We start from the raw sequence: 12,529 nt of genomic DNA, 5'->3' as shown, positions 1-12,529 counted from the left end.
GGGAAGGGCGTCAGGGAGTCGGGGGAAGGGCGTCAGGTCGCGTCCGGGGAGCCCAGCAGGATCACGGCCTTGAGGCCGCCTGTCTGGTAGGTGAAGCTGAGCGCGTAGTCGAAGCCGAGCGGGCGCGAGCTCGTCCCCGGAATCGGGTCGAAGCTGAGGTCCGCGGCCGGCCGCTCGCAGCCGGCGGTGGGACACACCTCGCCTCGGGCGATCATCAGCGTCGTCAGCGCCGCGCCCAGCGCACCGGCCTGCCCGCCGCTGTGGCCGAAGCACGCCTCCTGGGAGCTGAGCAGCACCGCCGGCACCCTCGGCCCGTACAGCTCCCGCACGGCGTTGACCTCGACGTTCGTCACGTTCGGGTCGCCGTCGCTGCCCCCGTTGATGTAGGGGACCTGGTCGATGCTCCACCGCTCGCCCAGGCAGCGGCGGACCCCGGTCACCAGCGCCGTTCCGGTGATGTCGACCGACAGCGGGCTGAACAGGCCGTCGCGGGTCGTGGCCTGCGCGAGAAGGCGGCCGTGGGGGCGGGCGCCGCGGCGTTCGGCATGGGCGCGGCTCTCCAGCACCACCGTCGCCGACCCCTCGCCGTACCCGACGCTGCCCGCGCGCTCGTCGTAGGGGTGCATGCGGTGGTCGGTGGAGGGAGGCTCGTCCGGGACGAAGCCCGGGGCGCCCGCCGGCCCGCCCCGCTCGGCGGCGCGCAGGACTTCCTGTCCCTGGCGGGCGAGATCCGCGCTGCCGGAGTCGACGCCGGTGACGAGCGCGATCTCCACCTCACCGGCCTGGATCATGCGCAGCGCGTTCCCGAGCTGGATCGTCGAGGACGAGCAGCCGCAGGTGACCGAGAAGCTCGGCCCGCGGGTGCGGGCGAGGGACGCCTGCAGCAACGCGACGTCGTACGGGGTGGCCCCGAGCTGGGTCTGGATGAACAGCCCGACGGCGGCGTCCGGGGTGAGGCCCTCGGGGCGTGCGTCCAGGAGGTCCCGGTGGACCCGGACGTTGTCGTCGACACTGCCGCGGCCGGTGAGGATGGCAGCCTCGGTGAGATCGCCGGCGCGGAAGTCCAGCCCGCCGTCCGCGCACGCCTGGACGAAGGAGATCATTCCGAGCCGGTGCGATCGGGTGAGCTGCTGGCGGTAGAGCGCCGGGATGTCGGGCAGCCGTTCGTCGAACATCTCCTCGGTGAGTGCGACAGAGCCGTAGTAGATGTCGCCCCGCGTCAGGCAGGAAATCCCTTTCGACGCCACCGCCCAGACGTCGTCCGCGGTGAGGCTGGGACGTTCGAGACCAGGCAGGCAGAATCCCATCCCGGTCAGCAGCACGTCTCGTTCTGTGGGCGCGGCGGCAGTGCGGTCGTCGGCCATCGCGGTCACTCCAGGTGGTCCGGTCGGCAGAGCAGAATGTGGACGCACGGGTTCGGCGGCGATGGGGGCGGAAGTCGCCGGCGGCGAGGTCACGGACCGGCCGGCGAGGCCGCCAACAGCTACCTTTGCGCGCGACCGGGGCGCTGTCGCCGTTTAGGTCATAGTGGTCTGCCCGGGCCCGATCCGGCGGCGAGTGTCACGTCCGACGCCACAGGTACAGGTGGCGCGGTCGGCCGGTGTGGCCGTAGCTCATGGTCCGGATCGCCAGGCGCTGCGCGGCCAGCCATTCGAGATAGCGGCGCGCCGTCACCCGGGCCAGCCCGAGGCCCCCGGCGACCTCGTCCGCGGACAACGGCCCCACCGCCCCGCGCAGGTGGCCGACCACGGTGTCGAGAGTGGGGGCGGACAGCCCCTTGGGCAGTGTCACGCCGGAGCCGTCGAGCCGCAGCCGGGACAGGGCGAGGTCCACGTCACGCTGGCGCACGAGCCCGCCGGCGCCGGCCGCGATCTGCCGCCGGAAGGCCGAGTACCGCTCCAGGCAGCGCCGGAACGCGATGGCGGTGAACGGCTTCACGACGTACTGGATGACGCCGTAGGACATCGCCGCCTGCACCATGGCCAGATCCCGGACGAGGGAGACGGCGATGATGTCGAGGGCCGAGCCGCGGGCGCGCAGGGCCCGACACACGTCCAGCCCGCTCATGTCCGGCAGGAAGAAGTCCAGCAGGATCAGGTCGAGCCGACCGCGCAGGGCGGGTGACAGCGCCTGCTCCCCGCTGCTGGCCACCCCGCTGACGACGAACCCTGGAACACCGGCGACGTAGCCGCGCAGCCTGGCGGCGAGGACGGGTTCGGCCGCCACGATCAATGTGCGGACCGGTTGGTCGGCCATGCTGTCAGCTCCGGACGATAGGGCGCGGCGCAGATGCCGCGGGCGGGCTGCCGTCCTTCTTCCGCGCGGACAGCGCAGCGGATGGCTTCACACCTGGCACAAGAATCCGTACTCGAAGGCCGGCCGAACACTTACGGGTCACAGGGTCACAGAGATGCGGCCATGATCGACCGATGTTCGACACAGAACGAGCCGCGGGTTGTCGGTGGCCGCCGGTGACCACTCGGCGTTTCGGTCCGGCGCCAGCCTGGTTCTCATCCTCGCTCATCGGAACCACGCCATCCGGCCCGCCGACAGCCGGCAACCCAGCTCCGCCCGAGCCACGGTTCTTGCAATGCTGGATTCCGATCGGGCCGAGGGCACCACGGCCACATCCACCGCCACGTCCCTCGCCGGCCAGGATCCAGAAAATCTGCCGAACACACCGTCGGCCAATCTTCTCTCGGCACTACGGAACAGAGATCACCCCTGCATCATGGGGGGATTTCCGCGGCACCGTCAAGAGCCGGCATGCCGGGCCGGCCCGACTGCTCGGAGAAGGCGACGGCCGGCACCGAATGTGCCCGCACCGCCCAATTCCGAGCCAGGATTTGGATATCTGCGCGATTAGTCCGGGCGTGCGGTAAGTGACGGTAGTATGCCGATGCGAACCGTTTTGACAGCCGGCGGGGAGCCACCGAGCCGTCCTGGCGCACCTGGACGGGCAGTCCTCGGTGCCCGCCGGAGACCATAGGGTGAGATCCGCACGCACACCGAGATTCCCGGGGGCCCCATGAACCAGGTCGTCCGGAGCGGTCCCCACGGGGCGAGCCGCGCCGGCGCGCCGGGCGCACAGGCGAACCGCCCCGGCGGGGCGATCGTCACCGGTGAAGCGGTCGCCATCGGTGAAGCGATCGCCCCAGCTGAAGCGATCGTCACCGGTGAAGCGGTCGCCATCGACCTGCGGGTGGCCAGGCTGGGATCACGGCTGGTGGCCGGGCTGATCGACCTGCTCGCCGAGTTCTACATCCTGAACATCCTCGGCGCCCTGGTCGTGCTCGTCGTGCGACCCGAGGACGACGCGCTGGTCGCCGCCATCTTTCTGCTGATCTACGTCGCCATGGTGCTCGGCTACCCGGTGGCGTGCGAGACGCTGAGCCGCGGACGGACCCTCGGGAAGATGGCGTTGGGCCTGCGGGTGGTTCGCGACGACGGCGGGCCCATCCGCTTCCGGCACGCCTTCACCCGGGGCCTCATCGGCGCGGTCATCGAACGCCCCGGGGCCCTGCTCGGTCTGCCCGCCATCGTGAGCATGATCTCCTCCCGGCACAGCAAGCGCCTGGGCGACGTGTTCGCCGGGACGGTGGTGCTGCAGGTGAGCGTTCCACGCACCGTCGGCGCCGCGCCCTTCGTGCCGTCGCCCCTGCTCGGGTGGGCGGCCCTGCTCGACCTGACCGGGCTCGACGACGGTCTCGCCCTGCGCGCCCGCCAGTTCCTGAGCCGTGCGCACACCCTGTCGCCGCAGGCGCTGGACCGCCTTGGGTGCGGCCTGGTCGACGAGGTGCGCGCGGTGGTCACGCCGCCGCCGCCCCCGGGCACGCCGGGGTGGGCCTACCTGTCGGCGGTGCTCGCCGAACGCACCCGCCGGGCCTACGCCCGCCTCGCCGCGCAGCGCCCGCCCACAGCTCCCCCGGGCGGGTTCGGTTCGAACGCGGCTCCCGCATGGGTTCCAGCCCCCCCGCCGCCAGGCGCTTCATGGACGGGTGCCGGGCCGCGCACGCCCAGGCCGCCCACGACCGGGCCGGTCTCCGCCTGGCCCGAGCAGGCACCTCCGTCGAACGGCCGGTCTCGGCCCTGACATCAAAGTGTCAGATATGGCCTCCCAGAAACCAAGAGCCTCACATCGGTTTGTCAGGATCCATGCTCCCAGGAGCTCAGGTACTCGACCTGCGCCGGAGTCAGGGTGTCGATCCCGATGCCCATCGTTTCGATCTTCATCCGGGCGACGTCCTTGTCGATCGCGGTGGGGACGTCGTAGACGCCCGGCGTGAGTTCCCGCCCGGCGGTGTGCAGCCACTCCGCGGTCAGCGCCTGGTCGGCGAAGGACATGTCCATCACCGCGGCGGGGTGCCCCTCGGCAGCGGCCAGGTTCACCAGGCGACCCTCGGCGAGCAGCAGCAGCCGGCGCCCGTCGGCGAGGACGTACTCGTCGGTCGAGGGTCGCACCCGACGTGGCACCTCGACGGCGAGCTCGGCGAGGGCGACGATGTCGATCTCGATGTCGAAGTGGCCGGAGTTCGCGAGGATCGCGCCGTCGCGCATCACCGCGAAGTGCTCCCGGCGCACGACGTCCCGGTTGCCGGTGACGGTGATGAAGACGTCGCCCAGGGGGGCCGCCGCGCCCATCGGCATGACCCGGAAGCCGTCCATGGCCGCGTCCAGCGCCTTGGTCGGGTCGATCTCGGTCACGATCACCGCGGCGCCGAGGCCCTTGGCCCGCGATGCCACCCCCCGGCCGCAGTAGCCGTAGCCGGCCACCACGACCGTACGGCCGGCCAGCAGCGTGTTCGTCGCCCGGAAGATCGCGTCCAGGGTCGACTGACCGGTGCCGTAGCGGTTGTCGAACATGTGTTTGGTGTCGGTGTCGTTGACCGCCACCATGGGGAAGCGCAGCGCTCCGGCGGCGGCCATCTGCCGCAGCCGGATCACCCCGGTGGTCGTCTCCTCGCAGCCGGCGCGGACGCCGGCGAGCACGTCGGTGCGCTCGGTGTGCAGGATGTTGACCAGGTCGCAGCCGTCGTCGAAGACGTAGTGCGGCGCGGCGTCGAGGGCGGCACCGATGTGGGCGTAGTAACCGTCGCGGTCGATGCCGTTGCGGGCGAACGTGGCGATGCCGTACTCGGCGACGAGCGCCGCGGCCGTGTCGTCCTGGGTGGACAGCGGATTCGACGCGCACAGCGTGACCTGCGCGCCGCCGGCCGCCAGCGCCCGCATGAGGTTCGCCGACTCCGTGGTGACGTGCATGCAGGCCGCGATGCGCACCCCGGCGAAGGGGCGTTCGGCGGCGAAGCGCTCCCGGATCTGGCGCAGCACGGGCATCGCCCGATCGGCCCAGTCGATCCGGGATCGGCCCTGGGCGGCGAGGGCCAGGTCGGCGACGTCGTGGCGCGGCAGCCCGGCGTCGGGACGGTCGGAGGGTTCGGGCAGCAGCTCGGGGAGGTCGGCCAGATCGGACATGGTGCTCCTGTCGTGGGAGGGGGCGCCGTGGCCGGCGACGCCGTGGCGGCGACCGGACTCACCGGCGCGGTTGCGGCAACTCGACGGTCCGGCACCTCGAACGATGGCAAGGCCGCCGAGACGATGTCAAAGAAGCTGACAACTCGCTGTTAGAATCGGGGCCCTGCATGGCGCCTCGCCCGTACTCTTCGTCGCATGATCGGATCGACGTGAGAGGCCGGGAGGGTGCCGCCCCACCCCGCCGGGAGGACTCGTTCGTGCGGCACGTGCTGGAGCGACTACGTCAGCGGGTCCAGCTCCGGCCCGAGCAGCGGCTCCCCATCGCGCGGGCCGCGGCGGTGTTGGACACCACACCGCGCATGCTGCGCTACCGCGAGTCGCTGGGCCTGCTCGTGCCCGCCCGCTCCCCCGGCGGTCACCGCGAGTACGGCGAGCGCGAGCTGCTCGCCGCCGCCTACGCCGACGAGCTGGAGCGGCGCTACCAGGTGAGCCCCAGCGACCTGGCCTTCGCCGTGCGGGTGCTGGCCGAGGCGGAGGTCGCCGCCGACGTCCGCCGGCTCGGGCAGCTCACCCGGCGCATCCCGCCGTCCCCGCCGGTCGCCGCCCTCGACTTCGAGGCGCAGAAGGGCCGCCGGCTGCTGCGCATGCCGGGCCCGGCCGGACCCGGCGGACCCGGCGGACCCGGCGGACCCGGACCATGGGAGCCCCACTCCCTTAACGGTCGCTAAACAATCCGAGGCGTACCGCACACACCTGGCCCGCCGGGTCGCCCCCGCGGGAAACGCTCGTCTACCGTTACCAGCGGTATCGGACCGTCCATGCCAACTGCCGTGAATCGGCGCCCGTCCGCAGCCAGGTTCGCTTCGCCCGAACTGTTCGGTCAGCCCGCGAGCACCCGGGTGCCGATGAGCGACCAAGCGCCGGGTCACGCATGCTGGTTGAGGTCCCACGAAGATCCCGGCGGTTCCGCCGGCCCACCGAGGGGGTGACGTCGACGTCTGGCGGACGGGAGTCGAGCACTCCATCCCGACCCAGCCCGCCCGCACCGGCGGGTGGTTCGTCGCGAGGGGGATCCGCCGGGGTGCCGACCCGCGCCGACGGCACGCCCCGCGGAGTCCCCGCCGAACGCGCGGCCACCCCGCCGAGATCGGCGGCACCACCACGATCGGCGACGCCGAAGCCGGGACCGGCGACGCCGAAGGCCGGACCGACGCCCAAGACGGGACCGACGGCACCCAGGGCGGGAAGGGCGGGAGGAGCGACGCCCAAGGCGGGACCGGCGGGTGACGCGGGACCGGCAGGTGACGCGGGGCCGGCAGGTGACGCGGGGCCGGCAGGTGACGCGGGGCCGGCGGGTGACGCGGGGCCTCAGGGCACGGCGAGACCGGCGGCCCGGGCCAGGCCGGCGGGCGTCGGCGCAAAGATCCGTGGCCGCGCGACGGCGCGTTCGGAGCGGGCCGGAACCGCATCGACCGCGACCGCGACGACGGTCCGCCCGGCGCCCGGCACGGCTCCGGGGGCACCAGTCGGCACAACCCCGGCGGCACCGACCGACACCGCCACCCGCGGCCAGGACGGGCCCCCGAGCGGACCGGGACGCGGCGACACCCTCGACTCCCAGGCTCCGGCCGGGGACGGGCCGGGCGGCCGCATTCTGACACGGCCGCCCGTCGACCGGCGCCGCGTGCTGAAGAAGATGGCGCTGACGGCAGGCGCGCTCGGCGTGGTCGTCGCCCTGCTGTCGCTGCCGTTCGTGGGGGCGGTCGGCCTGTTCGCCAAGGGCAGCGCGGACCACTTTCTCGGGCTGCCGAGCGAACTGGTCACCCCGCCGCTGCCGCAGAGTTCGACGATCCTCGCCAGCGACGGCTCGGTGATCGCGACGCTGCGGGGCGCCGAGAACCGCATCGTCGTCCCGGGCAGCGCCATCCCGAAGATCATGCGTGAGGCGATCGTCTCCATCGAGGACGCCCGCTTCTACGAGCACGGCGGGGTCGACCCGCAGGGCGTCGTGCGGGCGGCACTGCGCAACAGCGAAGCCGGCGGGGTCGCCCAGGGTGGATCGACGCTGACCCAGCAGTACGTCAAGAACGTGCTGTTGCAGAACGCCCGCACGACCCAGGAGCGTGAGGTGGCCGCCGGCGACTCACTGGACCGCAAGATCCAGGAGCTCCGCTACGCCCTCGACATCGAGAAGCGATTCTCCAAGGACGAGATCCTCGAGCGCTACCTGAACATCGCCTACTTCGGCGACGGCGCCTACGGCGTCGGCACGGCCGCCGAACACTACTTCGGGGTGCCCATCTCCCAGGTCACCCTCGAGCAGGCGGCCCTGCTCGCCGGGCTGGTGCAGAGCCCGTCGCGGTACAACCCGGCCGCGCACCCGCAGGCGGCGCTGGTCCGGCGCAACACCGTGCTCGACAAGATGGCGGAGAACAAGTACGTCTCGCCGACACAGGCGGACGCGGCGAAGCAGATGCCCCTGAACGTGGTGCCGGCCCCACCGCCGGCCGCGGACTCCTGCGAGACGTCCACCGCGCCGTTCTTCTGCGACTACGTCCGCGCGCAGCTGCGGGCCAGCCCGGCGCTCGGCACCACCGTCGAGGAACGCAACCGGCGCATCTACGAGGGCGGCCTGGTGATCCGCACCACCCTGGACCCGCTGGTCCAGCAGGCGGCGCAGGACGCGGTGAACTCGACGATCGCCCCGGACAACCGGGTGTCGGCGACCGAGGTGGTCATCCAGCCGGGCACCGGCAACATCCTCGCGATGGCGGTCAACCGGGTGTACGGGTCGAACGCCGGCCTCAACCAGACGGTGGTGCCGCTGCCCACGAACGCGACGTTCCAGCCCGGGTCGACGTTCAAGACGTTCGTGCTCGCCGCCGCCCTGGAGCAGGGCTACGGCACGTCGACGGCCTTCTACTCGCCGGCCTGCTACGTCAGCCCGAAGTTCCCGCTCGACCGCGGCGAGGGCGACTGCGCCAAGGGTTTCTCGAACTCCGACCCGGCCGAGGCCGGCATCTACGACATCCCCCGTGGCACCTGGGACTCGGTGAACACCTTCTACGTGCAGCTCGCGGAGAAGACCGGCATCGGCCCGGTGATGGAGATGGCCAAGCGGCTCGGCGTCGCTCCCCCGGAGGCCGACAAGATCGGGCCGACGGACGGGGCGACCGCCATCGGCGGCGGTCGGTACATGTACGTCTCGCCGCTGCAGATGGCCGACGCCTACGCGACGATCGCCGGCGGCGGCCTGCGCTGCGCGCCGCGGTTCGCCACCGGGGCCGTGGACTCCAGCAAGGACCCGATCGACGTCGCCCGCCCGCCGCAGTGCGAGCAGGTGCTGGCGAAGGGGGTCGCCGACACGGTGACCAGCGTGCTGGCCGGCGTTCCGATCAACGGCACGGGGACCAACGCCGCGATCGGCCGTCCCTCGGCCGGCAAGACCGGCACCACCGACGAGTTCTCCGCCGCCTGGTACGTCGGTTTCACCCCGCAGATGACCGCGGCGGTGTCCGTCGGCGACCCCACCGGCGCCGAGTCCCACCCGCTGCGCAACGTCGTCGCGGACGGTCGGACCTGGTCACGGGTCTTTGGTGGTGACCTGCCGGCGATCATCTGGGGCAAGTCGATGCGGGCGGCACTGGCCAACCAGCCGGTGGTCGCGCTGCCCGGCGCCGATCCGACGGTGGCCCACGGCACCAAGGGCGGTCTGCAGAACACCCCGCCGCCCCCGCCCGCACCGGCGCCGGGCCAGGGCCTCGGCGACCTGCTCCAGAACCTCGGCCAGCAGGTCATGCCGGGCGTCTTCGGTCAGCCGCAGGCCCGCAGCGCCCCGCTCGGCCAGAACGGCACGCAGCAGGCAGGCCCGAACGGCCGGGACAACGGCGCCGGCCAGCCGAACGGCGGGCAGCCGAACGGCGGGCAGCCGAACGGCGGGCCCCAGAACGGTGGACCCCAGAACGGTCAGAATCGGGGCGGCCGCTAGCGGTGACGGGAGGCTTTGCGGTGCGTGGGAGAGCGGCAGCGCTCGCGGCACGACCGGGAGGGTGAGCCGGACGGCTCAGTCGGGGCCGATGGCTTCCACGAGGACGAGCGCGACGTCGTCGGCGGCGCCGTCGGCGGCGGCGAGCAGGCCGTCGGCGACGTCGGTGATGGACCGCCGGGCGCGGCGCGGCCCGGTGCCGCCACCGAGGCCGTGCGCCGCCGCGACGGAGCTCGCGAGCGTGGCGAGGCTGACCTCGATCGGCTCCGAGCGCCGTTCCACCAGGCCGTCGGTGAACAGCAGCAGGCGGCTACCGGCGGGCAGGGGCATGGTGTCCGCGATCTGGGCGCCGGCGTCGACGCCGAGCAGGACCCCGGCGCCGGCCTCCCAGTAGGACAGCCGATCCGGTCCGATCAGCAGCGGGGGGAGGTGCCCGGCGTTGACGATCGTCACCCGGGACCGGTCGGGCGGGAAGGTGAGGATGCACACGGTCGCCGTCGCCTCGGGGTGAGACAGGAGCATCAGCCGGTTGAGCCGGTCCAGCACCGCCGCCGGCCGGTGTCCGTCGAACGCGTAGGCCCGCAACGCGTAGCGCAGCTCGGCCATGATGATCGCCGCACCCAACGAATGGCCCTGGACGTCGCCGATGACGACGAAGGCCTCGCCGTCGGGCGTGTCGAAGGCGTCGAAGAAGTCCCCGCCGACCTCGGCCTGGGCGGCGGAGGCGTGGTAGCGGGCCGCCACCCGCAGGCCGGCGAGGTCGGGCAGGGTCGCCGGCAGCAGGCTGCGCTGCAGGGTGAGCGCGATGCGATGTTCCTCGGCGTAGCGGCGGGACTGGCGCAGCAGCGCGCCCACGGTGGAGAGGAACTCGCGCGGCTCGATGGGGTCGACGAGGTAGGCGTCGGCACCCTCGTCCAGGCCGATGCTGCGGTCGCCGGCGTCGACCGCGATCGCGGACACGTGCAGCACCGGAACGCCGGCGGACTCGCGGTCCCGTTTGATCCGCCGGCAGACCTCGATGCCGCTGAGGTCGGGCAGGTGCACGTCGAGCACGACCAGATCCGGGACGTGGTCGCGCACCTCGCGCAGCGCCTCCTCGCCGGAGGATGCCTCGAACACCTCGTAGCCGGCCCGACGCAGCCAGCTGCCGAGCACGTAGCGTTTGCTGACACTGTCATCCACGACCAGGACGCTGGCGCGCTCGACGGTCACGGCCGCAGCGCGTCGACGCGGGCGAGCACGGCGTCGATGGCCCGCTGGCTCAGCGTCAGCTTCGCCAGGACGGCGACGGCCGAGCCGGGACCGCGACCCCGGCGCGTGTCATGGTCGCTCCAGGTGACGATGACGACCGGGATGTCGCGCAACGCCGGGTCGGCGCCCATCGTGGACATCACCTCGCCGCCGTCCAGCCCCGGCAGCATCAGGTCCAGGAAGACGACGTCGGGTGGGTCCGCGTGCAGCGCCGCGAGGGCCTCGTGGCCGTCGCCGGCCTCCAGGACGCGATCCGCCCGGTCGGCCAGCAGCCGGCGCATCGTCATTCGAAAGGCCGGATCGTCGTCGACCACGAGGGCGGTGCTCACCCGGACCGGTGCCTCGCCAGGGGTCAGCGGCGAGTCCGCGCCCTCCTCTGCGTCGGCCTGGTGGCAGACATCCGCGTCGCGGGGCAGGGTCACGGTGAACGTCGAGCCACGGCCGAGCTCGCTGACCAGGTCCAGGCGCCCGCCCAACAGCTCGCACACCCGGCGCGCGTAGGGCAGTCCCAGGCCCGTGCCCCGCGTACGGGCGTGCAGATGACTGCGTGCCTGGTAGAACTCCTCGAACACCTGCTCGACGTCCTCCGCCGAGATGCCGATCCCCGTGTCCCGCACGACGAACGTCACGGTGTCCCCGGCGTCACCCGTCCTCGCGGCGGTTACCCGCACCTCGCCGTGCTCGGTGAACTTCAGCGCGTTGCCGACGAGGTTGCGCAGCACCCGACCGAGCAGCGTCTCGTCGGTGTACAGCGGGCCGACCTCACCGTCCTCCTCGATGACGAGTTCGACGCCCGGCCGGGTGGCCAGCGGCCGCAGCGAGCCGTCGAGGTGCGCGAGCACGGCCCGGATGTCCACCTGCTCCAGGGCCGGTTCGAGCCGGCCGGACTCGGCCTTCGACAGGTCGAGCAGGTCGTTGACCAGGGTGAGCAGATCCTTCGTGCTGGCGAGGATCAGCTCGACCTGCCGGCGCTGCTCGTCGGTGAGGGAGTCGCCGGCCGGGTCGAGCAGCAGGCGGGCGAGGCCGAGCACCGAGTTGACCGGGGCCCGCAGCTCGTGGCTGACACTACGCAGGAACCGGGTCTTGGCCTCGTTCGCGCGGGTGAGGGCGATGCCCCGCTCGTCGAGCTCGCCGTAGAGCGCGACCACCCCGCGGTTGGTTTCCTCCAGCTCGGCGGAGAGCTGGCTGTACAGCGCCAGGACGCCGCGGTTGGTCTCCTCCAGCTCCGCGTTCAGACGGAGCAGCTCGTTCTGGTTGTCCCGCAGCTCCGCCAGCGCGCTGACCAGCTCGCTGTTCTGCACGCGCAGCTCGTCGGCCGGGGAGAGCGGGACGGTGGCGGCGAGGATCTGCCGTAGTCGGGTGCGCCGCGCGTCGTCGACGACGGCCCCCGGCGCGAGCGGCTTCGCGAGGGTGACGACCGTCGGGGCACCGCCCGCGCCGCCCGCACCGCCCGCACCGCCCGCACCGCCCGCACCGCCCGCCGCGGGCCCGGTCGGGCTGACGGTGAGATCGACGAGGCGGCCGGCGGCGACCAGGCCGGCCGCGTCCGCCGGGATGACCCGGTCGGCCGTCAGGACGACCGCCAGCGCCGGGGGGTTACGCAGGACGAAGTCGATCCGCGCGCCGCCCGCGGCCAGCGCCTCCCGACCGATCTCGCTGAGCGCGGTGGCGAACCTGACCTGGTCCGGCCCGTCGAGCCCGGCGGCGGCGCCTGCCGCCCGGGCGAGCTGGCGGGCGGTGAACACGTCCGGTTCGCTGTCCAGCCGCATGGTGGCCAGTTCCGGCAGCGGGCTGCCGTGGTGCCGCGCCCCCATGGCCTAC

9 protein-coding genes are annotated in these 12,529 nt (G+C 72.8%); 3 read left to right on the top strand and 6 right to left on the bottom strand.

Annotated features, from left to right (window positions below):
- Positions 1-32 precede the first annotated feature (32 nt).
- Both FRAAL_RS05630 and FRAAL_RS05625 read right to left on the bottom strand, forming a co-directional pair.
- Positions 33-1,364, bottom strand: coding sequence for a beta-ketoacyl synthase N-terminal-like domain-containing protein (locus FRAAL_RS05630; protein ID WP_041940204.1), 1,332 nt, complete (start codon positions 1,362-1,364; stop codon positions 33-35).
- A 196-nt stretch (positions 1,365-1,560) separates the two neighbouring features.
- Complete coding sequence (locus FRAAL_RS05625; RefSeq protein WP_011602486.1) at positions 1,561-2,256, bottom strand: response regulator; 696 nt, start codon at positions 2,254-2,256, stop codon at positions 1,561-1,563.
- A gap of 772 nt (positions 2,257-3,028) precedes the next feature.
- On the opposite strand from FRAAL_RS05625, the gene FRAAL_RS05620 reads away from it, so the two are divergent.
- The gene (locus tag FRAAL_RS05620; protein ID WP_011602484.1) at positions 3,029-4,093 is read left to right on the top strand and encodes an RDD family protein; all 1,065 of its coding nucleotides are present in this window, start codon (positions 3,029-3,031) and stop codon (positions 4,091-4,093) included.
- Between the two features lie 53 nt (positions 4,094-4,146).
- Here the strand turns inward: FRAAL_RS05620 and ahcY are convergent, their stop codons facing one another.
- Positions 4,147-5,472, bottom strand: a complete 1,326-nt coding sequence (gene ahcY, locus FRAAL_RS05615) for an adenosylhomocysteinase (RefSeq protein ID WP_011602483.1) — start codon at positions 5,470-5,472, stop codon at positions 4,147-4,149.
- Positions 5,473-5,681: 209 nt separating this feature from the next.
- Between ahcY and FRAAL_RS05610 the strand changes: the two genes are divergently transcribed.
- Positions 5,682-6,200, top strand: coding sequence for a MerR family transcriptional regulator (locus tag FRAAL_RS05610; RefSeq protein ID WP_011602482.1), 519 nt, complete (start codon positions 5,682-5,684; stop codon positions 6,198-6,200).
- Between the two features lie 640 nt (positions 6,201-6,840).
- On the opposite strand, the gene FRAAL_RS33945 is transcribed toward FRAAL_RS05610, so the two are convergent.
- Positions 6,841-7,080: a hypothetical protein gene (locus tag FRAAL_RS33945; RefSeq protein WP_193790340.1), complete on the bottom strand. Its 240-nt coding sequence runs from the start codon at positions 7,078-7,080 to the stop codon at positions 6,841-6,843.
- 88 nt (positions 7,081-7,168) lie between these two features.
- Between FRAAL_RS33945 and FRAAL_RS05605 the strand changes: the two genes are divergently transcribed.
- A complete protein-coding gene (locus tag FRAAL_RS05605; protein WP_231861676.1) occupies positions 7,169-9,460 on the top strand; it encodes a transglycosylase domain-containing protein in 2,292 nt (763 codons plus the stop codon).
- A 75-nt stretch (positions 9,461-9,535) separates the two neighbouring features.
- On the opposite strand, the gene FRAAL_RS05600 is transcribed toward FRAAL_RS05605, so the two are convergent.
- Positions 9,536-10,669 carry a PP2C family protein-serine/threonine phosphatase gene (locus tag FRAAL_RS05600; RefSeq protein ID WP_011602480.1) on the bottom strand — a complete coding sequence of 378 codons (1,134 nt, stop codon included), beginning with the start codon at positions 10,667-10,669 and terminating at the stop codon, positions 9,536-9,538.
- On the bottom strand, positions 10,666-12,522 hold the full coding sequence (locus FRAAL_RS05595) for an ATP-binding response regulator (protein ID WP_011602479.1): 1,857 nt from the start codon (positions 12,520-12,522) through the stop codon (positions 10,666-10,668). The genes FRAAL_RS05600 and FRAAL_RS05595 overlap by 4 nt, the downstream gene beginning before the upstream one ends.
- Between the last annotated feature and the right edge of the window lie 7 nt (positions 12,523-12,529).

It is taken from the genome of Frankia alni ACN14a (genome assembly GCF_000058485.1).
Classification (GTDB): domain Bacteria; phylum Actinomycetota; class Actinomycetes; order Frankiales; family Frankiaceae; genus Frankia; species Frankia alni.
This window is presented reverse-complemented; position numbering and strand designations above follow the sequence as displayed.

Bases quoted from the DNA above. Each gene is read 5' to 3' on its own strand.
- FRAAL_RS05625 (WP_011602486.1), bottom strand. From the start codon at position 2,256: ATGGCCGACCAACCGGTCCGCACATTGATCGTGGCGGCCGAACCCGTC.
- ahcY (WP_011602483.1), bottom strand. From the start codon at position 5,472: ATGTCCGATCTGGCCGACCTCCCCGAGCTGCTGCCCGAACCCTCCGAC.
- FRAAL_RS05620 (WP_011602484.1), top strand. From the start codon at position 3,029: ATGAACCAGGTCGTCCGGAGCGGTCCCCACGGGGCGAGCCGCGCCGGC.
- FRAAL_RS05630 (WP_041940204.1), bottom strand. From the start codon at position 1,364: ATGGCCGACGACCGCACTGCCGCCGCGCCCACAGAACGAGACGTGCTG.
- FRAAL_RS05605 (WP_231861676.1), top strand. From the start codon at position 7,169: ATGGCGCTGACGGCAGGCGCGCTCGGCGTGGTCGTCGCCCTGCTGTCG.
- FRAAL_RS05595 (WP_011602479.1), bottom strand. From the start codon at position 12,522: ATGGGGGCGCGGCACCACGGCAGCCCGCTGCCGGAACTGGCCACCATG.